At 54.5% G+C, this 21,990-nt stretch carries 22 protein-coding genes; 11 read left to right on the plus strand and 11 right to left on the minus strand.

Features of this window, described 5'->3' with window-relative positions:
• The first annotated feature begins 97 nt into the window (after window positions 1-97).
• Window positions 98-1,375 (plus strand): 4-aminobutyrate--2-oxoglutarate transaminase, encoded by a 1,278-nt coding sequence (gene gabT, locus ACT3RP_RS03270; protein WP_096282011.1) that lies wholly within the window; start codon window positions 98-100, stop codon window positions 1,373-1,375.
• A gap of 51 nt (window positions 1,376-1,426) precedes the next feature.
• Here the strand turns inward: gabT and ACT3RP_RS03275 are convergent, their stop codons facing one another.
• From ACT3RP_RS03275 to ACT3RP_RS03300, 6 genes are all read right to left on the minus strand, one after another.
• Window positions 1,427-1,675: a YkoF family thiamine/hydroxymethylpyrimidine-binding protein gene (locus ACT3RP_RS03275; RefSeq protein WP_483393225.1), complete on the minus strand. Its 249-nt coding sequence runs from the start codon at window positions 1,673-1,675 to the stop codon at window positions 1,427-1,429.
• A gap of 21 nt (window positions 1,676-1,696) precedes the next feature.
• Entirely contained in the window at window positions 1,697-2,524 is an 828-nt protein-coding gene (locus ACT3RP_RS03280; RefSeq protein WP_441684405.1) for an alpha/beta fold hydrolase, read from the minus strand.
• A gap of 110 nt (window positions 2,525-2,634) precedes the next feature.
• Window positions 2,635-3,681, minus strand: a complete 1,047-nt coding sequence (dinB, locus tag ACT3RP_RS03285) for a DNA polymerase IV (RefSeq protein WP_096282013.1) — start codon at window positions 3,679-3,681, stop codon at window positions 2,635-2,637.
• 52 nt (window positions 3,682-3,733) lie between these two features.
• Complete coding sequence (locus ACT3RP_RS03290) at window positions 3,734-5,197, minus strand: protein adenylyltransferase SelO (protein WP_483393226.1); 1,464 nt, start codon at window positions 5,195-5,197, stop codon at window positions 3,734-3,736.
• Window positions 5,198-5,282: 85 nt separating this feature from the next.
• Window positions 5,283-6,017 carry a response regulator transcription factor gene (locus tag ACT3RP_RS03295; protein ID WP_193062807.1) on the minus strand — a complete coding sequence of 245 codons (735 nt, stop codon included), beginning with the start codon at window positions 6,015-6,017 and terminating at the stop codon, window positions 5,283-5,285.
• Window positions 5,998-7,203, minus strand: coding sequence for a GAF domain-containing sensor histidine kinase (locus ACT3RP_RS03300; protein ID WP_193062809.1), 1,206 nt, complete (start codon window positions 7,201-7,203; stop codon window positions 5,998-6,000). The genes ACT3RP_RS03295 and ACT3RP_RS03300 overlap by 20 nt, the downstream gene beginning before the upstream one ends.
• Window positions 7,204-7,404: 201 nt before the next feature.
• On the opposite strand from ACT3RP_RS03300, the gene ACT3RP_RS03305 reads away from it, so the two are divergent.
• The 6 genes from ACT3RP_RS03305 (at window position 7,405) to ACT3RP_RS03330 (ending at window position 13,612) form a co-directional block, all read left to right on the plus strand.
• Window positions 7,405-8,478, plus strand: a complete 1,074-nt coding sequence (locus ACT3RP_RS03305; protein ID WP_193062811.1) for an ABC transporter substrate-binding protein — start codon at window positions 7,405-7,407, stop codon at window positions 8,476-8,478.
• A 12-nt stretch (window positions 8,479-8,490) separates the two neighbouring features.
• Window positions 8,491-9,969, plus strand: coding sequence for a sugar ABC transporter ATP-binding protein (locus tag ACT3RP_RS03310; RefSeq protein ID WP_483393227.1), 1,479 nt, complete (start codon window positions 8,491-8,493; stop codon window positions 9,967-9,969).
• Window positions 9,966-10,892 carry an ABC transporter permease gene (locus ACT3RP_RS03315; protein ID WP_483393228.1) on the plus strand — a complete coding sequence of 309 codons (927 nt, stop codon included), beginning with the start codon at window positions 9,966-9,968 and terminating at the stop codon, window positions 10,890-10,892. Before ACT3RP_RS03310 ends, ACT3RP_RS03315 begins: the two co-directional genes overlap by 4 nt.
• Window positions 10,889-11,887, plus strand: a complete 999-nt coding sequence (locus ACT3RP_RS03320) for an ABC transporter permease (protein ID WP_483393229.1) — start codon at window positions 10,889-10,891, stop codon at window positions 11,885-11,887. Before ACT3RP_RS03315 ends, ACT3RP_RS03320 begins: the two co-directional genes overlap by 4 nt.
• Window positions 11,884-12,804 carry an SMP-30/gluconolactonase/LRE family protein gene (locus tag ACT3RP_RS03325; RefSeq protein ID WP_483393230.1) on the plus strand — a complete coding sequence of 307 codons (921 nt, stop codon included), beginning with the start codon at window positions 11,884-11,886 and terminating at the stop codon, window positions 12,802-12,804. Before ACT3RP_RS03320 ends, ACT3RP_RS03325 begins: the two co-directional genes overlap by 4 nt.
• Before the next feature lie 196 nt (window positions 12,805-13,000).
• Complete coding sequence (locus ACT3RP_RS03330) at window positions 13,001-13,612, plus strand: DNA-3-methyladenine glycosylase (RefSeq protein WP_483393231.1); 612 nt, start codon at window positions 13,001-13,003, stop codon at window positions 13,610-13,612.
• Here ACT3RP_RS03330 and ACT3RP_RS03335 read toward each other — a convergent pair.
• Complete coding sequence (locus ACT3RP_RS03335) at window positions 13,609-14,484, minus strand: NAD-dependent protein deacetylase (protein WP_483393232.1); 876 nt, start codon at window positions 14,482-14,484, stop codon at window positions 13,609-13,611. The genes ACT3RP_RS03330 and ACT3RP_RS03335 overlap by 4 nt on opposite strands.
• Window positions 14,485-14,590: 106 nt before the next feature.
• Here ACT3RP_RS03335 and ACT3RP_RS03340 point away from each other — a divergent pair, with 106 nt between their 5' ends.
• Complete coding sequence (locus tag ACT3RP_RS03340; RefSeq protein WP_096282017.1) at window positions 14,591-15,763, plus strand: UbiH/UbiF/VisC/COQ6 family ubiquinone biosynthesis hydroxylase; 1,173 nt, start codon at window positions 14,591-14,593, stop codon at window positions 15,761-15,763.
• 42 nt (window positions 15,764-15,805) lie between these two features.
• Here ACT3RP_RS03340 and ACT3RP_RS03345 read toward each other — a convergent pair whose 3' ends face one another.
• Window positions 15,806-16,357: a hypothetical protein gene (locus ACT3RP_RS03345; RefSeq protein ID WP_441684383.1), complete on the minus strand. Its 552-nt coding sequence runs from the start codon at window positions 16,355-16,357 to the stop codon at window positions 15,806-15,808.
• Between the two features lie 194 nt (window positions 16,358-16,551).
• A complete protein-coding gene (locus tag ACT3RP_RS03350) occupies window positions 16,552-17,481 on the minus strand; it encodes an alpha/beta fold hydrolase (protein WP_483393233.1) in 930 nt (309 codons plus the stop codon).
• 92 nt (window positions 17,482-17,573) lie between these two features.
• Here ACT3RP_RS03350 and ACT3RP_RS03355 point away from each other — a divergent pair, with 92 nt between their 5' ends.
• A complete protein-coding gene (locus ACT3RP_RS03355) occupies window positions 17,574-18,158 on the plus strand; it encodes a CGNR zinc finger domain-containing protein (protein WP_096282020.1) in 585 nt (194 codons plus the stop codon).
• A gap of 15 nt (window positions 18,159-18,173) precedes the next feature.
• Here the strand turns inward: ACT3RP_RS03355 and ACT3RP_RS03360 are convergent, their stop codons facing one another.
• Window positions 18,174-18,821 (minus strand): glutathione S-transferase, encoded by a 648-nt coding sequence (locus tag ACT3RP_RS03360; RefSeq protein ID WP_444672195.1) that lies wholly within the window; start codon window positions 18,819-18,821, stop codon window positions 18,174-18,176.
• 310 nt (window positions 18,822-19,131) lie between these two features.
• On the opposite strand from ACT3RP_RS03360, the gene ACT3RP_RS03365 reads away from it, so the two are divergent.
• Window positions 19,132-19,554 (plus strand): hypothetical protein, encoded by a 423-nt coding sequence (locus tag ACT3RP_RS03365; protein WP_441684380.1) that lies wholly within the window; start codon window positions 19,132-19,134, stop codon window positions 19,552-19,554.
• A gap of 40 nt (window positions 19,555-19,594) precedes the next feature.
• Here the strand turns inward: ACT3RP_RS03365 and ACT3RP_RS03370 are convergent, their stop codons facing one another.
• A complete protein-coding gene (locus ACT3RP_RS03370; RefSeq protein ID WP_483393234.1) occupies window positions 19,595-20,557 on the minus strand; it encodes a ribonuclease Z in 963 nt (320 codons plus the stop codon).
• Between the two features lie 171 nt (window positions 20,558-20,728).
• Between ACT3RP_RS03370 and ACT3RP_RS03375 the strand changes: the two genes are divergently transcribed.
• Window positions 20,729-21,856, plus strand: coding sequence for a glycerol dehydrogenase (locus ACT3RP_RS03375; RefSeq protein ID WP_441684378.1), 1,128 nt, complete (start codon window positions 20,729-20,731; stop codon window positions 21,854-21,856).
• The last annotated feature ends 134 nt before the right edge of the window (window positions 21,857-21,990 follow it).

A 21,990-nucleotide genomic window follows, 5' to 3' on the forward strand; every position in this document is an offset into this window, starting at 1 on the left:
GGCGAACAAAGAGCAAGCCTGTCGCTTTTGCATACTATATACGTGCTCTATTACCTACTATGCTGAAAGAACAACCCTCATCAACAGGAAATGAGCTATGAGCAGTAATGCCGAACTCAACGAGCTAAAACATAAATACGTTGCCGCGGGCGCCGCGAGCCCGGCGACGGCCTTTGCCGATCGTGCTGAAAATGCTGAAATCTGGGACGCTGACGGCAACCGTTTTATCGACTTTGCAGGCGGCATTGGCGTGCTCAACGTAGGCCACCGCCACCCTAAAGTGGTCGCCGCGGTTAAAGCCCAGCTTGATAAGCTAATGCACACCTGCCAGACGGTTATGCCTTATGAAGGCTACGTCAAAGTCGCCGAAAAGCTCAGCCACCTCGTTCCGGTACGTGGCCATGCCAAAGTAATGCTGGCTAACTCCGGCGCCGAAGCGCTGGAAAACGCCGTTAAAATCGCGCGCGCCGCTACCGGTCGCTCCAACGTGATTTGTTTTGACGGCGGCTACCATGGTCGCACCTTCTTCACGATGGCGATGAACGGCAAGGTGGCGCCGTATCAGAGCGACTTCGGCCCAATGCCGGGCACCGTTTTCCGCGCACCCTACCCAGTGCCTTACCACGGCGTTAGCGAAGACGAAGCCATTCGCGGCTTAAAGATGACGCTAAAAACGGACGCCAACCCCAAAGACACTGCGGCGATTGTGCTTGAACCGGTACTCGGTGAAGGCGGCTTTTATCCGGCATCCACCAGCTTTTTGACCAAGATCCGTGAAATCTGCGATGAGCACGGCATTTTAATGATCATCGATGAAGTGCAGTCGGGCTTTGGCCGCACCGGTAAGATGTTTGCTATCGAACACAGCGGCGTTGAGCCAGACATCATGACCATGGCCAAGAGTATGGCCGACGGCATGCCGATCTCTGCCATCGTGGGTACCGATAAAGTGATGGATGCTTCTGGCCCTAACTCCCTAGGCGGCACTTACACCGGCAGCCCCACTGCCTGCGCAGCCGCGCTGGCGGTGATGGAAGTGTTTGAAGAAGAGAACATTCTTGAGAAGAGCCAAGCCTTGGGCGAGAAGCTTTCAAAGCGCTTCACCGAGTGGGCAGGCAAGTTTGAATGCATCGACCACGTGCGCAACATGGGCTCAATGGCGGCGTTCGAACTGGTATCGAATAAAACAGACCACACGCCGAATGCCGAGCTGGCCGCAGCGCTGTGTAAGAAAGCCCGCGAAGAAGGCTTGATTCTGCTTTCCTGCGGCATGTACGGCAACACTATCCGCTTTTTGATGCCGGTCACTATTGAAGACGACGTACTCAACGAAGGGCTGGATATTATTGAGTCCTGCTTGGAGTCGCTGACCTAAGCGCTATTAGCGTACAAGCAAATGCCGCCCAAATCTGGCGGCATTTATTTTTTAACGCGGCCGGCGATCGCCTTCAATAAAATTCGCCGTAAATACCGCTTTACCGTGGGTCTCAAACGACCACTTCATCACCTCACCCAACGCCGTCATCACAGCATCGAACTCCCCAAATACCTGAGTGCTCATACGGTTCAGGTGTACTTCTAATCCAGTCGCTTCCAAGCATTTGACGACTTCTTTTACTACCGGCTTAAAATCATCGGCCAGTGGGTAATAGCTAAGCTGTACGGAAAGATACATAACGCCTCCTTACGTGGCTCTTTACATAGTATGTGACGTTTTCCCGACGCTGGATAAACGCTGCCAGGCCGCCAAAATGGCGGCACGGGTTTCATCCGGATGCTCCATCGGGAACATGTGCGTACCCGAAACCTCGCTGACCGTTAGGCCCTTGCGCTTTAAACGCTTGATGCGCGACGCCGTTAACAAGTGCGACTCTGTGCCCGCCACTAATTCTATCGGCACGCCCAGCCGCTTGGGCAGCCGCGAAAGGTGGTCAGGCAGGTGGCGAAAAATTTCCACCTCAATCTCCGGATTAAACGTCAGCTCCGCGCTGCCGTCATCTAACAACCGCGTCCCTGCTTCAATGTAGTCGTTGAGCGCTTCCGGGGTAAAGCGGCGAAACAAGCCTCGGCGACCGAGTGAGCTGGCCATTATCTCGCGGCTGGGCCACGCGGTGCGCCGCCCCAGGGTTTTACCGGCAGGCGTGACTCGATCAATAAATCCAAACCGCTTGGCGGCTTTCATGGCCCAAGCATCCGTTCCGAGCATCAACGGCGGGTCGAGCATGATCACACCGCAAAAGCGCTCAGGCTGCTTATCCGCAGCCATGGCCATCAAGGTACCGCCCAGCGAATGGCCCACGCCTAGCAGCGGCGTATCGCCTTCCGGCAGGTAGCTAAGCAGCTCATCCACCAAATTACCCCAGTTATGATTAACGGGGTAATCCGGATGGTGGCCCAGGCGGTCTACGGGATGAAGATCAAACGTTTCTGCCAGCGGGTCTAGCAGGCTGCGATAACTTAGCCCTGGAAAACCATTGGCGTGGGCAAACACTAAACGTGGGCGTGAAGTCGTCTCAGCAGGCATGGCATGGCTCGTCGATAAGAGTAAATCAGCAATGGCTTGGCCATCTATCATATGTCTGTTTTATCCTGCCCCTCACAGAGCGTCAATCCACATAAGTGTTAACGTGCTAATTAAAATAGCGGCAGCTGATGCTCTTGACTGCTTTCCGCCAGCCGATACCCCACGCCCAGCAGGCGTACCGGGCGTTCACCGCGGGCCCAGCCAATCTTCAGTAAGGTTTCAAACTGGTCAAGATTAGGCGCTGGGTCGGCATGTTCGACGGTGGTTTGAGTGAAATCGCTAAATTTTACTTTAACGATCAGTCCTCGCACCGCCAACGGCGGGTCAAGACGTGCATAGCGCCGCTCTAAATCCTCGATCAGCGCGGGCAGCTCACGACGGCAGGCGTCGAGATTAGGCAAGTCTTGTGCGTAGGTTTGCTCGGTACTGACCGATTTACGCTCACGGTGCGTTTTCACCGGCCGCTCATCTCGCCCCCAGCTTAGCTCATGCAGGCGCCGGCCAAAGCGGCCAAAGTGTTCGACAAGTTCGGTCAGTGAGCGCGTGCGTAAATCGGTACAGGTTTGAATACCAAGCCCGGATAGCTTTTCTGCCGTGCGAGGGCCAACGCCGTGAATTTTCTTGACCGGCAGCTGCTGCACAAAGCTATCAACTTCATCCGGCGTGATCACACATAGCCCGTTGGGCTTGTTCCAATCGCTGGCGATTTTAGCCAGAAACTTATTGGGCGCTACCCCTGCCGAGACCGTAATGCCTACTTCGCGGCTAACCCGCTCGCGGATCGCTTCTGCCATGAGCGTTGCGCTACCGTGATGCAAGGTGATGTCTGAAACATCCAAAAATGCCTCATCCAAAGACAGCGGCTCAATCAGCTCAGTGACGTCGCGATAAATCGCGAAAACTTGGCGGGCAACCTCTTTATATTTGGCCATATCGCCGCGAATTACGGTCAGATGCGGGCAGCGCTTGAGCGCCTGCCCCATCGGCATGGCCGAATGGATACCAAACACGCGAGCGGGATAGTTACAGGTAGCGACCACGCCGCGCTGCTCAACGCTGCCGCCAATGGCAATCGGAATGTCTCGCAGCGCGGGGTTATCGCGCATTTCCACCGCTGCATAAAAGCAGTCACAGTCGCAGTGAATAATTTTGCGCACCGGCTACCCTTCCAACTGTAAAAAAACACAGTTTACCACAAGAAACGCCAGCTCAGGTGCCGCAAAATGTCCTGAGAACCTGCTCGTTTTCTGTGGCAGGCGCCGCTAAACGGCGGGCTTCAACCGACCCATCAAACGGCTTCGTTACCACCGCCAACAGAGTGTGGAACGGTGCAAAGTCACCGTCGTAAGCAGCATTGATCACTTCCTGAACTCGGTGGTTACGAGGAATAATGACAGGATTGGCACGCCGCATCGCGGTAAGGCGCTGGCTATCTTGGCTGGCGCTCTGCTCGGCCTGCCATGTCTCTAGCCAAGCGGTTAACTCGTTAGGCTGAGTCGTTAGCGCCAGCAGCGCCTCACGGTTCTCATTACTCAAAGAGCAAGCGTAGCGAGTAAGCGCATCAAAAGTCGCGGTCATATCCATGCGCCCCTGATGCATATGGCTTTCGAGGCCTTTCATCAGCGGCACTGCCTGCTCGCTTTCTGGTGAGAGGCCCAGTTTGTCAGCATCCAAGCGGCGCTGCTCTTGTTGAAATAGCGTATCGAAATGGCGAAGTGCGGCAGTGGCCTGCTCTACCAGCGCATCGCCCTGCTCATTCATGAGCGGCAGCAGCGTTTCAGCAAAGCGAGCCAAGTTCCACTGCGCAATCGCGGGCTGATTGGCAAACGCATAGCGCCGCCCTTGGTCGATAGAGCTATACACTTTTTGCGGATCAAACTGCTCCATAAACGCACAGGGGCCGTAGTCGATGGTTTCACCGGCAATGCTGCAGTTATCGGTATTCATCACGCCGTGGATAAAGCCGACGCTCATCCAGCGCGCAATCAGCAGCGCTTGGCGGGCGACCACCGCCTCTAATAGCGCTAGATACGGATCTTCCGCACTGGCGGCATCCGGGTAGTGGCGGGCAATGACATGATCCGCCAGCGCTTTTATTACGGCACCGTCTCGACGAGAGGCGGCAAACTGAAACGTGCCCACGCGAATATGGCTGCTCGCCACGCGAGTAAATACCGCCCCAGGTTCAGACATCTGCCGCGCCACTCGCTCGCCGCTGGCTACCGCTGCCAGTGCACGTGTGGTTGGTACGCCCACCGCAGCCATAAACTCGCTGACCAGGTATTCACGCAGCACGGGGCCTAGCGGCGAACGGCCGTCGCCACCGCGGGAAAACGGCGTACGGCCGCTGCCTTTTAGCTGCACATCACGGCGGGTGCCGTTCTGATCAACCACTTCCCCCAACAACAGCGCACGGCCATCGCCCAGCTGCGGCACAAAGTTGCCGAACTGATGGCCCGCATAGCCCAACGCACCCGGCTTAGCACCGGGCATGGGCTGATTGCCGCTGAACCATTGGGCTAACGTGGCAGGGTCAGGCACTTCTTTAGCGCCCAGCATCTGGGCAAGTGGGGCGTTAAAAGCAATCAGTTCAGGGCGAGCCACGGGCGTTGCCTGGCTTTCAATCCACAAGGGTTCAGGTAACGTGGAATAGAAATGTTCGAATGACAGCACGATAGGCTCCGCTTTTAGTGGCTGTGGTTAGCTAATACCCTAGCACTATCGTCAAGTAAACGCCGAGGATGGATCCGTCCGCCTATCAGGCATCTTTTTTTGATGCATTGCCAAGCCATGACCGAAGTTCCTTTTCCGCTGCTTCTAAGCCTTCGCGATTGATTATTTTTTGGTTAATCGCGTTGGCAACCGCACGCGCGCGTTTGTTAAATAGGATGCCAAGATCATTCTGGTCGAGGGCCACGACATCGAGCTTGTCATAAACGTCTAACAATCGGTTCTGCACGGTACGCAGCGAAAGATTGCGCCGTGTTGCAATGGCCTTGTCTGGTAGACCCAGGGCTACATCCAGCAGAATGAGGTATTCAAATTCGGTCAGGGCACTGCGTGAACGGATCTGCTGGTTTTGTAACTGGTGAACTTCAAGGTCAACCACGATCTGCGCTTCAATCAAGACAGCACGAAGTGCCACACGCATTCTCTCTGGTGAGGCTGTTTTGAGTACATAGCCATAAGCTGCCTGATCGGGGACGATATGGGCAATGCCGCGTAAATAGGCTTCATCGGAGTAATTCGACCAGAATAGAATGCGGGCGTCAGGCCGCCTGGCCCAAATCGCTCTCGCAGCTTCGATACCGTTATGCTCCCTCATGCGCAAGTCCATAACGATGGCTGAAATATTGTGGCGCTGAGTTAAGGCTTCCGCTTCTTTACCATCCTGCGCCATCAGAATTTGCTCAAATTCTGGGAGGGCGCCCTCAACGATTTCATGCAAGAAGTCAGCGTGCATTTTATCGTCTTCAACCAGCAGTATTTTCATGGTCCGCTCTTTGGGTAGTAACAAAGACTTCTGGCAATCTGATCGTTATTTGCGTGCCATTCTGAGTGGCGATGTCGTATTTTGCTCCGATAAGGCGGGCACGGGTTTTCATATGCGCTAGACCGCTGCAAGGCCCGGAATCGCGCAGCTTAAACCGGCCATTATCGACAATTCGGATAGTCAGATAGCTATCAGCATCATCGCACACAGTGACGAAAATATGCGCGGCACCCGAATGCTGGACGGCATTATTAATAGCCTCCTGACAGATCCTGAAAACGGCGATACGGGTGACTTCAGGTAGCCCATCAACAGCGCTTTCGGTCAAGTCTTCGACAGTGAAACAAACAGAACTCTCGCGGCTAACGGCGCGCTCTAAATGCGTAATAACCGCGTGACGAAAACCAAACAGCTCGAGAATTGAAGGAATAGAGATATCAATGATATCGCGTAAATCCTGTATCGTATTTTGTATTTGTTGATGTAAGCGATAATGTTGGCCCTCTGTCATACCAGGGCGAATATCGCGAGCAATTCGGGTCAGGTCCGCCAGAGTCTGATCGTGCAAATCCATGCCGATCCGTTGCCGCTCAGCTTCCAGCGCATCGGTTAGATTCAATGCGCCAAGACGAAGCCCTTCTTCTCTTGCCAAAAGTTCAGCACGAAAAACGGCTTCCCTATTCGCTTTCTCATTGGCGCGCAATGCATAGAAATACGGGGCCAGTATATCGGCCAGACTTCGCACCTGTTCAACATGCTGTTGGGTGTATAGATTCTGCTGCTTGGAAGAACAGTTCAATGATCCGACGACGTTGCCCAATACTTTCATCGCAACATTGACGCGACTGCGGAATTCATTATCAAGGATCGGCGCGCTGACGGCACCGGGAAACATATAACGTGGATCTTTTTGGGCATTCCCGGTAAGAAGGTAGTCGGCTTTGCCCAAAAGAATGTCACGAACGGGAGACTGCGCCACAAGTGACCGAGAGGTGCCCCAAGTGGTCTGTAGACCAACCTCGTAGGCCGTATTCCATCGGCTGTCTGTATCCGTTAGGCACACATCAAGATGATCAAATTCGATGATGTTGGCGATTTCCGCTTTAACGGAACGCAATGCTGAATCAATATCGAGGTTGCCTGCCAGCAGATTGGCAATGCGCAGGTAATGGGCGAGATCCGACATGAAGACTCCCTCCTAGGGGCACCCTTTTACGAGGCTACAACGACTTTGCGGAAACCCGCAACAAAACTGCGCGAACCCGCAACATTAGTACGGTAAATACTCTTTACGCTTTTAGCACGGTTGTCGAAACTAAAATCTATAACAAATAAAACAAATTAAGACGTGGACTACGGACTACCTAGCCGCGTCAAGGAGAATAAGATGAACGTCAACGCCAATCTTTACAACGCGATTGTCCGCAAAAAAAACCTGAGCCCTAACCTTCCCTTCAGACCTCTACTTTTCAGCGTTGTCGCTGGCATAGTGATGGGAATGTCCGGGAATGCCTTAGCCGACACTGCAGACAAACGCATCGCCCTTTCAAACAACTATGCAGGCAACTCCTGGCGTCAGGCTATGCTGGAAAGCTGGGAGAAAGTCGCTGAGGAGGAAGTCGAGCAGGGGACTATCGCCGCCGCTGACGCCTTTACCACATCAGAAAATCAGGCAACGGAACAAGCCGCCCAGATTCAAAACATGATTCTGCAGGGCTATGACGCCATTGTGGTAAATGCAGCATCACCGACGGCTGTTAACGGCGCGATTAAGACGGCCTGCGATGCCGGTATTATTGTGGTGTCTTTCGATGGCATCGTCACCGAACCCTGCGCATGGCGCATTGCCGTTGATTTCCAGCAAATGGGGCGTGACCAGGTCACATACCTGGAAGGTCGCTACCCTGACGGCGGCAACCTGCTTGAAATCCGTGGCCTGGCCGGCGTTTTTGTCGACGACGAAATCAGTGCCGGGATTCACGAAGAAGTTGCTAACACCGAGTTTGAGATCGTCGGTTCCGTGCATGGTGACTGGGCCCAGGATGTAGCGCAGAAAGCCGTTGCGGGGATTCTACCCAGCTTGCCCGACATTACCGCGGTCGTTACCCAAGGGGGAGACGGCTATGGGGCTGCGCAAGCCTTTCAAGCCTCAGATCGCCCTATCCCGACCATTATTATGGGCAATCGCCAAGACGAACTGCAGTGGTGGGCGGAACAAAAGGCCGACAGCGGTTATGAAACCATCTCTTTGTCGATTGCACCGGGGGTTAGTTCGCTGGCCTTCTGGGTGGCTCAACAGATACTTGATGGCCAGGACGTTGCTAAGGACCTGACCGTCCCCTTCTTACGCGTTAATGAGGACAACCTCGAAGAAGTACTCAACGAAACGCCCGAAGGCTCGGTCGCTAATCAAGAATACACCCTGGACGATGCAAAAAATCTAATCTCATCGGCAAACTAGGGCGACTCAACCATGAATGCGAACCACACATTGCTCGGCACCGAGGAGGTGCCGATCATTTCGCTTGCCGATGTCGGCGTTTCTTTCGGGGTGGTGAAGGCCATTAGCGATGTCAAATTGGTCATCATGCCCGGCGAATGTCTCGGTGTGGTTGGCCATAATGGGGCGGGTAAGTCCACTCTGGTCAATGTGATTAATGGCCGTTTGTCTCCGACTCAGGGGGATGTCCGCTATAACGATCAAGCGGCCACGACACATTTGCGCAATGCCCAGCGGGCGAGAAATACCGGCATACGCAGTGTATTTCAGGAACTGTCGCTTTGCCCCAACCTGACGGTGCTGGAAAATATGCGTATTCCGTACCGGAACATGCCTCTGCAAAGCTGGCGCGGCAAAGCTGCTTTGGCGATACGCAAGGCACTGGATACAATTTTTCCCGGCAATGGCATAGACCCGTACCGTCTGGTTGGCGACTTGCCCATTGCCGAACGCCAGATGGTAGAAATTGCCATCGCATTTTCCCGGCGCGATATTGATGCGCGCTTAGTCATTCTTGATGAACCCACCTCCTCCCTTGATGGCGCAATTGCTGACCAGTTACTTAACTATATCAAGCAGTTTTGTGCCGACGGTGGGTCAATCATCTTTATCTCCCATATGCTGGGTGAAATTTTCAACGTCGCCACCCGTATTGTGGTGATGAAAGACGGCTGTGTTCTAGCTAATGACGATGCCAGCCACTTTAACCGTGACAGCCTTGTCGATGCGATGGGCCACGTAGTTGCCGATGCGGTAGATGCGGAAGAGACCCAACAGCACACAGCGTTTGGGGAGGAAGTGCTGAGAATGAAAAACGGCCTGCATGCACGTCAGGGTGAGGTGGTCGGATTGGCCGGATTGGCCGGGCATGGCCAGGCAGAGGCATTAGCGCGTTGTTTTCTTGAACGGTCTTCGGATTGGCGGACAACACGCAACCCCCAAGTCGTATTTGTCGCCGGTGACCGTAGCCGGGATGGCGTGATGCCTCTCTGGTCGATCATGCGAAATCTGAGTTTACAAACATTGATCGAATGCAGCCGCAGCTTTCTGGTAGACCTTAAGGCGGAGGCCAAGCTGACCCAGGAATGGCACCGCAAAATCGCCATAAAAACAAACAATCTGCACGACTCCATCTTGTCGCTTTCCGGGGGAAATCAGCAAAAAGTGCTGTTTTCACGAGCTTTGGCATCATCGGCCCCCATTGTAGTGATGGACGATCCCATGCGGGGAGTGGATGTGGGTACCAAAAAAGAAGTCTACCGGATGATCCGCGAGGAAGTCGTAAAAGGCCGTACCTTCCTATGGTATTCGACCGAGACGGAAGAGATTCTGCAATGTGACCGCGTGTTTGTTTTTCGCGACGGAGAGGTCGCCGCCGAACTAAGCGGCGATGAGATCAACGAAGAGAACATGCTGCGCGCCTCTTTTGATATGCAGGAGGCGGTTCAATGAATCGTGATTATCTGCGAATTTTATTGCCGGTCATGTCGCTGGCAGTTCTGTTAGGCGCTGTCTTTTATATGCAACCGCGCACCATGAGCTATTTCGGGCTAAATCTGCTGTTTAATCTGGCGGTGCCTGTCGCCTTGGCAACCATCGCCCAGATGATGATTCTGATGGTCAACGATATTGATTTATCGATCGGCACCTTTGTCAGTTTCTGCGCCTGCGTGACGGCTACCTTCGTGCAAAGCGACCCACTGATTGGCTATGCCATCCTCTCGGCCGCCATCCTAGTTTATGCCGGGATGGGTGCGATCATACATGCCCGCGGCTTGCCTGCGATTGTCGTAACGCTGGGCATGTCCTTTTTCTGGGCCGGCATGGCGGTGCTGGTATTGCCCTCCCCGGGTGGATCGTCGCCGGACTGGCTTCGCGCGATGATGACCGCCAAAACGCCGTTTGTGCCGGTAGCGATTATTGCCCCTGTAGTGATAGGGCTAGGCATGCATTATGTGGTTAAACGCTCTTCTTTGGGCGTGTTACTGCGTGGGGTGGGCGGCAATGAACAGGCCATCGAACGTTCAGGCTGGTCTGTACTGGGGCTTAAAGCCGCTGCCTATGGGATTGCCGGGCTGTTCGGTGTGCTGGCAGGGATGGCGCTGGTCGGCTTAGCGACCTCCGCCGATGCCAATATTGCCTTGCGCTATACCCTGCTATCGATTGCCGGGGTGATCTTGGGCGGCGGTGAGTTTACCGGCGGGCGGGTATCACCTATCGGCGCGGTGATTGGCGCGCTGACGCTGACATTGGCGGCCAGTTTTCTGTCCTTCCTGCACCTTTCATCCGACTGGCAGATCGGCGCGCAAGGGGCCATCCTGATCGCCGTTCTTGCCTTGCGTCTTGTATTTACCCGGCGGGAGGCACTGGCATGAAAATATTAGCCAAAAACATCCCCCAGTCACACTCAAAAAAGTGGCTATCAGGTGTGTTTAGCACGCTATCACGCAAGCCATGGATATGGGCCTGGCTGGCCGCCGGGGGGACGTATCTTGCCACCTTGCTAGTGGTTTCAAGTGGCGGGGCCGGGGCATTGCTTTATGCGGCCTTTACCTTCGCCTCCTTTGCGGTGATCGTCGGGGTCGGCCAGATGTTTGTGGTTACCCTGGGGCCGGGTAATGTGGATCTTTCCATTCCTGCCTCCATGACACTTGCCGGCACCCTGGCATTGAAATTCATGGCAACGGATGGCGCTCTTATTCTGCCAGGGCTGTTAATTGCGCTGGGGGTCGGGCTGGCCTGCGGCTTGTTTAACTTTTTGTTAATCCTGCTGCTGCGTATTCCGCCCATTATTGCCACCTTATCTTCATCATTCCTGTTTCAGTCGCTAGCGATCTGGTCAAACCGGGGTTTGCGCATCAAACCGCCCCCGCTTCTAGCCGATTTCTCAACAGGAGGAACCTTCGGTATTCCCAATATTGCCCTGGTCGCACTTTTGGTTTCCATCCTGGCCTGGATCGTTCTGGAAAAAGCGATTGCAGGGCGCTGGATATCGGCCACTGGCCAAAACAGCCGGGCCGCACGACTGAGTGGTGTGCCGGTCAATGCCGTACGTTTTAGCGTGTATGTCGGCTGTGCTGGTCTGGCAGGCCTTACGGGCTTCATGCTGGCGAGTTTCTCAGGCGGCGCCAACCTGAATATGGGGACGGAATACTTACTGATGTCGATTGCGGTGGTGGTGATAGGCGGCTCCTCCATTGCAGGAGGTAATTCCAATGTTCCCGGCGTCTGGGCGGCTGCCCTGTTTATGTTCCTGATGGTGTCGATGCTTAATTCTTATGGTCTGGGCGCCGGAGCAAGATTGATCCTAACGGGAATCATTATTGTATCCGTGGTGGTACTGGCTAACAAAAAAGGCTATCGGATATGAACGGACCCTATGACATTATCAATGAGCGTTTTCGTGATCTTATTTTAGCGAATGTCCAGTTGCGGCGGCTTTCTACTGGCCATCTATGGACCGAGGGACCGGTGTGGTTTGCGGCCCATCAGTGCCTGCTATTTTCCGACATCCCTAAACAAAAAATCTATCGCTGGATGTGCGATGGAACAGTCAATGTGTTTCGGGATAGTTCCAACTTTTGCAATGGCAATAGTCAAGATCGTGAAGGCCGCTTAATCAGTTGCCAGCACGGCACACGATCGGTTACCCGAACCGAACATGACGGCCTGATTACGACATTGGTAGATCGATTCGACGGCCAACGTCTCAACTCGCCCAATGACGTTGTGGTCAAGTCTGATGGCAGCATCTGGTTTACCGATCCCACATACGGCATTTTGTCCAATTACGAGGGCTACAAGGCAACACCGCAACAATGCCACCGCCATGTTTTTCGCCTTGAGCCTGAGACAGGGCAGCTGTCATCGGTTAGCGATGATTTTACCCAGCCAAATGGCCTGGCTTTTTCCTGCGACGAGAAACGCCTGTATATTGCCGAGTCGGGCAGTAGCCATGACGAAACGGTGCCCGCTGTCATTCGCGTTTACGATGTTTGTGCTGACAATAGCCTGGAAAACGGATGCGACTTTGCCACGCTTGATCAAGGCCTACCGGATGGCTTCCGGGTCGATTGCCACGACAATGTGTGGACTTCGGCGGCCGACGGCGTGCATTGCTTTGATCCCAATGGCGTATTGCTGGGCAAGATACTGGTGCCTGAAACCGTCTCAAACCTGACCTTTGGTGGGCAACGCGGCAACGAACTGCTGATCACCGCGACCACCAGTGTCTATGCCATTCACGTCAACAGTGCTGCTGCTAACGGTGCGCCTGTCACCAGCTAAAACGCCCTTTAAACAACGCACGGCCTGCTCAAGTACGTGTCTGCCTGGCGTTTAATCCAGAAGAGTTCTGGCACAGTGGCATCGCGATGTTCAAATGAAAGCACGGCTCACTCCGCTTCTATTGGCTGTGGTTAGCGAATACCCTAACACTCGTCAAATAAACGCCGAGATGACGATGTTAAAACGATGGCCCAGCATGCCAAATGTTGAAGACAGCACGCTAACGCCGCTCACACGGGATTTTTATAACCGCGACACGCTAGAGGTCGCAAGAGACCTGCTCGGCTGCTGGCTGGTGCGTGAGATTAACGGCGAGCAGATGGCCGCGAGGATTGTTGAAACCGAGGCCTATTGTGGGGCTGAAGACTCAGCCTGCCATGCCCACCGCCGCCGCTCACCGCGCACGGAAGCGATGTTCGGGCCACCCGGCCACGCCTATGTGTATCTTGTTTATGGCATGCACTGGCTGCTGAACGTAGTGACGGAGCCGGAAGATTCGCCCTGCGCGGTATTGATTCGCGCAGTGGAACCCACCGCTAACGAGAACGCCATGCGCGCTATCCGCCAGGCAACCGGTAAACAGCTGAGCAATGGCCCTGGCAAGCTCACTCGCGCGCTCAGCATTAATAAAGCGCTGTATGGCCATGATATGACCCAGCGCGACCAGCTCTGGATTAGCGCCGCGTCGCATCACGAGCCCGTTGCTACCGGCCCACGGGTGGGTATTGATTACGCCAAGCCAGAGCACCGCGATGCCCCCTGGCGCCTCTGGCTGGCAGATAATCCGTGGGTATCGAAAGCGCGCTAGTGCTCTCCAACTGACAAAGCGGGCTGCAAACAACGCACCGCCTGTTCAAGTACCGGCGTTAATGGCGCACGCCACTGATGCGTTAATAGCGCATCTGCACGAGTGACCCCCAGTGACAGCGACGCCAGCGGGATGCCCTGCTCATAGGCAGCGCGGCAGAAACGATAGCCGGAAAACACCATCAACGAGGTGCCCACCGCCAGCACGGCATCGGCCTTCGCCATAGCCGCCTGTGCCGCTAACCGCCGCGGCGCGGGTACCACATCGCCATAAAACACCACGTCAGGCTTTAAGATGCCACGACAGCGCGGGCAGTCGAAAACACGAAAGGCGCTGAAGTCCGTTTCTAGATCGGCGTCGCCATCCGGCGCGTGACCGGCCTGTAAATCGGCAAACGTTGGATTCATGCGCGCCATTTCAGCATGCATCGCATGACGCATCATTTGATAATCACACGCCATGCACTTCACCATATCCGCGCGGCCATGCAGGTCGATGACGCGGCGCGAGCCTGCACGCTGATGCAAGCGGTCAACGTTTTGCGTCACCAGCTGCTGGATGTACCCTTGCGCTTCCAGCGCGGCTAGCGCCCGGTGTGCACCGCTGGTTTGCGCTTCACGCAGCGCCCTGAACCCGATCAGCGCGCGCGCCCAATAGCGCTGACGCACGCCGTGAAACGTCATAAAGTCGCCGTGCTGTACCGGCGGCGGTCGCTTCCATTGCCCCAGCGCATCGCGATAGTCCGGAATGCCGCTGTCGGTACTCACGCCGGCACCGGTAATCACCCACAGCTTGGGGTGCTGCTGTATAAAGTCAGCTAGCTCTTTGCCCGACTGGGCAACGTTTTCTGCAATGTCCACGGCCTGCGTCAATCGTTCACCTCTAGGCAATGTTGCTCAAATTCAACGATACTGTATAGCAACAGCGGGCCACGCAACTCGCCCTTGAACAGTTATTGTGCACCCAGGAGAGACTCTTATGCAGCACGATCATGACATTATTATTGTCGGTGGCGGCATGGTGGGCGCGGCACTGGCAGCACGCTTAGGCCATACGGGGCTAAGCGTTGGGCTTGTGGAGCAAGGCGATGCGCCCACCGCGCCCAGCGGCGACTATGACCTGCGCATCTCATCACTCAATGCGCGCTCGCTGGCCTTTATCAAGGCAAGCGGTACCGCTCTGCCGCAAGAGCGCAGCTGCCCTTTTCGCCATATTGATGTCGCCAATCAGGACGGCACCGGCCATTCGCTGTTTTCCGCTGAAGAGAGCGGCATGGAAGACTTCGGCATCTTTATCGAAAACCAAACGCTGCAGTACGCGCTATGGCAGCGGCTGGAACAGCTGCCTAGCGTTAGCTGCTACACCCACTGCGCGCCGATTAGCACAGGAACGGCCAGCAATGCCCGCACGCTGGAGCTAGATAACGGCACAACCCTTAGCGCGCGCTTAATTGTCGGTGCTGACGGTGCGAATTCTACGCTGCGTGCGCTGGCAGGCATTAGCGTGACAAGCTACGACTATCATCAGCGCGCGATGATCATTAACGTAGAAACCGAGCTGCCCCAGCAAGACGTTAGCTGGCAGGTTTTCACCCCCACCGGCCCGCTCGCGATGCTGCCCTTACCCGGCCAGCGCGCCTCGTTGGTGTGGTACGACAGAGACGAAACCACCAAAGCCCGCGAACAGTTAGACGATGACGCGCTAAAAACGGCAATTGAAACGGCCTTTCCCAAACGGCTAGGCGGAATTACTCGCATCGTGGCACGGGCAAGCTTCCCAATTAAACGCCAACACGCGCAGCGCTATATTGGCACACGCTTAGCGCTGATTGGCGATGCGGCGCACGTGGTGCATCCACTGGCGGGGCAAGGTTTAAACATCGGCCTGCACGACGCCGACACGCTGGCCGAGATCATCATCAAAGGCCGCGACGCTGGCGACTCGATCAACCTGCTCCGCTTTGAGTGCCAGCGCCGCGTGGCCAATCAAGCCATGATTGCTGCCACCGACAGCTTTCATCATCTGTTTACCGGCGCCAAGCCCCTGCGCCAACTAGGTGATTTAAGCCTGCAGATTGCCGAACGTTTCCCGCTGGCCAAGCGCATGATGATGCAGCAAGCCAACGGGCTGAATCCGTTTAAAATGCGCTAAATAGCATGGTGGAAGATTAAGAGTGCAGCCATCAATGCCTGCCTATTTCACATCGTAGGAAAAAGTCTCTATGCCACTCGAATAGCCGTCGAAGTTGGAGTGGCATGCCGCAAAGTAAAGCTCAGCGGCGCTTTCCATGGCACCGGGCACGGCGGTCTCGGAATTTAAGGTTAATGCTTCACTTGAGACTGACGGTGCCGTGTATGAGCACGTCACATTGATAACCTCGGGTTCTACGTTCCAATTGATCGCGACGCCATCGGGTGACGTGGGGGAATCCTCTCCGTCCTTAAGCCTTGAGTCACCGTTAAGCAGCGTTACTTCCAGTGTTTGCTCTGTCTCTGAAGTGCTAATGGACTTAACGGAAAGCCATTTATTCCAAGCGCAGCCGCCCATTCGACAACTACTCAGCGTGACCTTTCCCTTGGGTTTAAGAAGTGGGGAATAGAGTTCGTTGACGTTGGCTGGCGAAGAGGATTCAGCCCCAGCTTGAGCACCTTCAGCCGGTGCGGAGACTTGCTGGTTGGGAGTCGATTGATTACAGCCAGCAAGTAAAACGATCAAAGCGAATGCAGCAGTTCGGATAGGGAACATATTTTTCTCTATATATAAAAGACGCTAACAATGATTATACGCAAGGCAACATAATCTCAATCAGCGTATCAGCATGCGCATTAATTGAGCTGCTGATAGGACTCTATCTCATTGTTTTAGTTCTAGGAAAATAACGTTCCGGCGGCTTCGTGCGGGCGCCGCCTTGGCCATTGCCGCCCAGTGGGGAACAGTGATTACTTGTCATCTGATGCTATTTGCAGATGATCATCTAAAAACGCACAAATCACCGGGATAATGACATTGCCATGGGTTTCCAAGGCAAAATGCCCCGTGTCGTAAAAGCGAATGTCCGCCTGAGGAATATCTCGCTTCCAGGCTTGTGCCCCCGGCGGTAGAAAGAAGGGATCATGCTTTCCCCATACCGCGAGCAAGGGCGGCTGATACTCGCGGAAGTAGGCCTGAAATTCAGGATACTTGGCAACATTGGTGGCGTAGTCCAACAATAAGTCGAGCTGAATATCCGCCATCCCCGGCTGGGATATCTGAGCCCCTTCCAGCGTATAGGCATCCGGTGCTACAGCACTTGTATCGCTAACGCCCTCCACGTACTGCCATTTGATTGACGCCGGCGTCGGAAAGTCGCTAAGGGCATCACGATTCGCCTTGGAAGGATCGTTCCAATACGTCCGGATAGGCTCCCACCCTTCTGAAAGTCCCTCCTCATAAGCATTGCCGTTTTGCGAAATGATGGCAGTGATTTTTGACGGATGAGCCACCGCCAGACGCCAGCCCACAGGTGCACCATAATCGTGAACGGCAATAGCGTAGCGATCGATCTTCAACTGCTCGGTAAATTGATCAATCGTCTTGGTTAGGTTGGCAAAGGTGTACTCGTACTGTCCCCTTGGTGGTGATTGAGTGAAGCCAAAGGCGGGTAAATCCGGTGCCACTACGTGATATCGATGGGCAAGCGCCTCAATCACATCGCGCCACATATACGAGGACGCAGCGAATCCGTGCAGCAACAACACTGTCGGTGCAGCCCGATCACCCGCTTCACGATAGAAGATGTCGACATCACCCACTTTCTCGAAACGATAGTGAACCTGCCCAGCCTTGGCTGTGAGTGCTTCCTGCGTATTAGTCATATTTTCAGATGTCATGGACAACCCCCTAGATAACCATTAATAACTATTTTTGCAGGTTATCCAAAATAATAGTAACCTGTCAACATAGAAATTAAAGGTTACTAGACATGCCGTCAGAAATTGCGCCACCGTTTATCGCAAGCAATCTCGCCCTCGACTTTATGAACACGCAATTTGGCGTAGCAGACGAGCGCCAAGAATGCCTGGACGATGACAGCAGTGTCGTTGCGTGGCTTCAACAGGCGGGCGTGTTGGCCGAATACCGTGAAAGCCCACCATCGGGGATAGCGCAACTCGCTAGAGAATTACGCAACAACATGCAGGACCTTCTTACCTCTGCCCAGCAGGGCCGAGCCGCGGACCCCGCCGTGGTAAATCATGTACTGGAGCGGGGCTACCCCGTTGAGAAGATCGAATGGCAGTCAACAGCATCGGTATTTCAAAAAAAAACCTATCAGCGCAACATGGAAAGCGAGAGCCTGTTGCAGCCTGTCGCACGGGCGTTGGTTCAGCTGCTTACCGAGGCTGACTTGCAGCTCGTTAAACAGTGCGAAGCCTCGGACTGCGTTCTTCTGTTCCACGATCAAACAAAATCTCACCGGCGCCGCTGGTGCAGCATGGCGTCTTGCGGAAACAGAATGAAAGCGGCCGTGCATCGCGCTAGAAAGAGAGAGAAAGCCGACAAGAAGTAACAGATGGCACTTTGTTTAAGAAGGGAAAACCACCACGTCATCCTCCTCTTGCCATGGCTGAAACTTGGTCATGGCCTGCAGAAAGAATGCGTGCTCCAACCAGTTTTCTAACCACCGCTGTAGGTGCGGGTAAGGTAGGCTGTAAAAAACATCGCGATCCACATGGGCGAATTGGCGGACAAAAGGCATGATGCCAATATCGGCAATGGTCGCGTTATCCCCCAGAAGATAAGGCTTTTGAGTCAGCAACGTCTCTAGCACCTGTAAAAAAGCCTCACCCCGTTGCCGGTACTCCGTCTGGATCATTTCGAGATGACGGTCGGCGTATTTATAACGATCCAGCCAATGTTTAAATTCATTATCGTTTTGCTCGATCAAAGCGTTGGCCTGAGTCAAAACCTCTGCGTCTAACAGCCCTTGCGGATCTTGTTGCTCAAGCGCCCACACCATTATTTCTCGGCTTTCCTCGATTACAGCACCATCAAAAAGCTGTAAAACAGGCACAGTGCCTTTCGGACTAATCGCTAGCATCTGGGCCGGTTTGTTTTTCAATATTATTTCCCGCAGCTCCACCTGCAACTCAGCAAACAATAAGCCGAGACGGGCACGCATGGCATAGGGGCAGCGACGAAAAGAGTACAGGCGATGAAGTGAGGGCGTCATGGGTATTTTTCGCAATTGAATCGGGATCAGTAGACTCAGCATCTCTGCTCATTCTAAACATGATGATCAGCTTTGGATAACACTCAAGGCAAGCGCTAAGCTTTGCGGTAACGTAGGAGTCACGAAGCAGTGAAGAGACGGTCCGACAGCGGCGACTAGTTAAATTGCGATCGTTCATATTCCAGACCATGTCATATCCGGAGAATGATTATGTTAACCAATAACCTTGGTGAGTTTATTCGTGTACCAGGGCTTAGAGTAGAAAATTGAATTTAAGACGGCCATTCAACCACAGCAGGTACCACTACCCATGATCAAAACAGCGTTAGCCCTAAGCACAATCATACTCATCAGCGGGTGCAGCAGTGAGAGCGAACCCCCTGCATCAAGTGCCTCTACTTCAGATACTGCAACCGAGCAAAGCCAGCCCGATTATGAGACTACCGATCAATGGGTCGGCCGTTGGACTGGGGTCGAAGGGCTATTTCTGGAAATCAGCAAGGACGAGCCTGCAGGCCCCGGCCATTATCTACTTGAGATGCAGTACGGCCTGGATGCCGAGCAAAGCGGAACGTTTGAAGGCCAAGCTACAGACGAAGGCATTAGCTTTAGCCGCGATGACGGTCAACAGCTGCTCCGCGCGGGGGATGGCGAAGCCACCGGCATGAAGTGGCTAGCGGAAAAAGAAGACTGCCTGGTAGTAGCAACAGGTGAAGGCTATTGCCGCGACTGATCTGTCGGCGATTCTTCAAGGGGCGGTGCGATGAAATCGATTATTCGCCCGCCACTTCAGAAAAGTGACCCGATTTATCGAGCGTGTACTCGCCAAAATCCTGCGCTAGATAAAGCGAGCCCGAATAGACGCTCTGAGCCTCCGCTCTGATGTCCTCAATGGAAGGCGACGCATGGGGGCTGGGCTGATAACGGGGGCTGAAGTGCGTCAGCACTAGGTTGGGAAGCTGTACCGTTTCAGCAAACGCGGCGACAAGCTTGGCGTAGCTATGCCCGACATCACCGGCCTTCTGGGCCATCTCTTCGGTGTAGGTGGCTTCGTGTACCAGCACCCGGGCATCTTCGCAGGCATCTACAAGCAGTTCAGGTCGGTCGTTGTCCCCAGCGATCACCACCTTCCTTGGCTTGTTCTTGAAGATTAAGTAGTCATGGCTTTTAAGCCGTTCACCCGCGAACTCAACATCAAACCCTTGCTTCAACTGCCCCCACAACGGCCCTCTCGGAATCCCCTTTTGCGCTAATTTCTCAATATCCAAGGCAGCGTCGATCTTTCGCTCCGTAAACCCATAGGCATAGGATGACACCCGGTGTGAAAGCCTGAAGGTGGCCACCGCCATGTTCTCAAACTCAACGCTGGGCAGCTCATCCGAGGCGATAAAGTCCACGGCGAAGGGCAAGCAAAGCTGCGTGACCTCACAGGTAGCCTCCAACCAGGCTTTGATGCCTGCGGGCGCCACAATGGTAAGCGGCTCTTCCCGGCCACCCATGGCCGCACTCGCCAGTATGCCCGGCAGCCCATAGCAGTGGTCGCCGTGCACATGAGTAATCAAGATGGCTTTCAGTGAATGGAACGATAGTTTCGTGTGCAACACTTGATGCTGGGTGCCTTCGCCACAATCAATTAAGTACCAGCCCTTCCCTTTACTCTCTCGCAAAGCGACGCCGGAGACGTTTCGGGCTTTAGTAGGGACACCGGCAGAGGTTCCCAGAAACAGTATGTTCATATCTTGTTTATACTCTGTTATTCGTAATCGCTTGTGCACACGCGTGGGGCCAAGGCGCTGGGCCAGTTAGCTAAGTTAACATGCACAGGCGTCAAATCATCGCAGTCGCGTCAGTGGCATAAGTGACTACACTGATCATGCAACTCATTCTATGTATAGGAAATATCTGCCATGGAAGCCACGAACGAGAAAGTCTTTATCAGCCCTGCCCGCTATGTTCAGGGTGAAGGTGTAACCGCACGCGCCGGTCACTATATCTCGGCACTCGGGAAAACGGCGCTGCTTATTGCCGACGACGTTGTCTGGAAAATTGCGGGCAAGGAGCTCAGCGCTAGCCTGGAAGGCGAAGGCGTGAGTTTCGAGCGCGCGGTGTTCGAAGGTGAGGCTTCTAACCGCGAAATCGACCGTCTCGTTGAGCTTGGCCGCAAGCAGCAGGCGAAAGTCATCATTGGCTTTGGTGGCGGTAAAACAATCGACACCGCTAAAGGCGTGGCCGAAAAGCTAGGCGCGGCCTGTGCCATACTGCCCACGACCGCCTCCACCGATGCGCCCACCAGCGCCCTATCGGTCATCTACAGCGACGATGGCGAGTTCGAATCCTATCGCTTCTACAGCAAGAACCCCGACCTGGTGCTGGTAGATACCGGCATCATCTGTAAGGCGCCGCCGCGCTTTTTGGCCTCTGGCATTGCCGATGCGATGGCCACCTGGGTCGAGGCGCGCGCCGCCATTCGCGCCAACGCCAACAACATGGCGGGCGGCAAAGCCACCCTGCTGGGCGCGACCATTGGCCAGAAGTGCGAAGAGATTCTATTCGAGCACGCCATGCTGGCCTATCAGGCCAACCAAGCACAAATCGTCACGCCCTCGTTCGAGGCGGTGGTGGAAGCCAATACCCTGCTCAGCGGTTTAGGCTTTGAAAGCGGCGGCTTGGCCGCAGCACACGCTATCCATAACGGCTTTACCGCCCTGCACGGCGAGATTCACAACCTAACCCACGGCGAAAAAGTGGCGTACGGCACGCTCGCGCAGCTGATTCTCGACCAAACGCCACAGGCGGAACTTGAAGAGTATCTGGATCTCTACCTCGCGCTGGGCCTGCCGGTGACCTTGAAAGCACTCAAACTTGACCAGGCAAGCGAAGAAGATCTTTATCGTGTAGCCGAGGCGGCACTGAAGGAAGGCGAATCAAGCCATAATCTGGCGTATGAGCTGACGCCGCGGCAGATCGTCCACGCTATTAAAGCGGTGGATGTGCATGCGCGAGCGTTTATGGAAAAAGTTGGCCTGAGCGAGTAAGGCCTGAAAGGCGGAGTGCTTCGGCGCTCCGCCCTGGTTGTACTTTCCCAGCCGCTACAAGCCACCTCAAACACATAAACCAGCGCATAGTAAAAATGCCATGCGCTTTGAATCCCTCTTAAAAGATTGTTATG

It is taken from the genome of Halomonas sp. AOP5-B2-8, assembly GCF_052376475.1.
Classification (GTDB): domain Bacteria; phylum Pseudomonadota; class Gammaproteobacteria; order Pseudomonadales; family Halomonadaceae; genus Vreelandella; species Vreelandella casei.

Coding starts and splice junctions, on each gene's coding strand:
- gabT (WP_096282011.1), top strand. CDS start 98: ATGAGCAGTAATGCCGAACTCAACGAGCTAAAACATAAATACGTTGCC.
- ACT3RP_RS03275 (WP_483393225.1), bottom strand. CDS start 1,675: ATGTATCTTTCCGTACAGCTTAGCTATTACCCACTGGCCGATGATTTT.
- ACT3RP_RS03280 (WP_441684405.1), bottom strand. CDS start 2,524: ATGCCTGCTGAGACGACTTCACGCCCACGTTTAGTGTTTGCCCACGCC.
- ACT3RP_RS03295 (WP_193062807.1), bottom strand. CDS start 6,017: ATGAAAATACTGCTGGTTGAAGACGATAAAATGCACGCTGACTTCTTG.
- ACT3RP_RS03300 (WP_193062809.1), bottom strand. CDS start 7,203: ATGTCGGATCTCGCCCATTACCTGCGCATTGCCAATCTGCTGGCAGGC.
- ACT3RP_RS03305 (WP_193062811.1), top strand. CDS start 7,405: ATGAACGTCAACGCCAATCTTTACAACGCGATTGTCCGCAAAAAAAAC.
- ACT3RP_RS03310 (WP_483393227.1), top strand. CDS start 8,491: ATGAATGCGAACCACACATTGCTCGGCACCGAGGAGGTGCCGATCATT.
- ACT3RP_RS03315 (WP_483393228.1), top strand. CDS start 9,966: ATGAATCGTGATTATCTGCGAATTTTATTGCCGGTCATGTCGCTGGCA.
- ACT3RP_RS03320 (WP_483393229.1), top strand. CDS start 10,889: ATGAAAATATTAGCCAAAAACATCCCCCAGTCACACTCAAAAAAGTGG.
- ACT3RP_RS03325 (WP_483393230.1), top strand. CDS start 11,884: ATGAACGGACCCTATGACATTATCAATGAGCGTTTTCGTGATCTTATT.
- ACT3RP_RS03330 (WP_483393231.1), top strand. CDS start 13,001: ATGCCAAATGTTGAAGACAGCACGCTAACGCCGCTCACACGGGATTTT.
- ACT3RP_RS03340 (WP_096282017.1), top strand. CDS start 14,591: ATGCAGCACGATCATGACATTATTATTGTCGGTGGCGGCATGGTGGGC.
- ACT3RP_RS03345 (WP_441684383.1), bottom strand. CDS start 16,357: ATGTTCCCTATCCGAACTGCTGCATTCGCTTTGATCGTTTTACTTGCT.
- ACT3RP_RS03350 (WP_483393233.1), bottom strand. CDS start 17,481: ATGACATCTGAAAATATGACTAATACGCAGGAAGCACTCACAGCCAAG.
- ACT3RP_RS03355 (WP_096282020.1), top strand. CDS start 17,574: ATGCCGTCAGAAATTGCGCCACCGTTTATCGCAAGCAATCTCGCCCTC.
- ACT3RP_RS03360 (WP_444672195.1), bottom strand. CDS start 18,821: ATGACGCCCTCACTTCATCGCCTGTACTCTTTTCGTCGCTGCCCCTAT.
- ACT3RP_RS03365 (WP_441684380.1), top strand. CDS start 19,132: ATGATCAAAACAGCGTTAGCCCTAAGCACAATCATACTCATCAGCGGG.
- ACT3RP_RS03370 (WP_483393234.1), bottom strand. CDS start 20,557: ATGAACATACTGTTTCTGGGAACCTCTGCCGGTGTCCCTACTAAAGCC.
- ACT3RP_RS03375 (WP_441684378.1), top strand. CDS start 20,729: ATGGAAGCCACGAACGAGAAAGTCTTTATCAGCCCTGCCCGCTATGTT.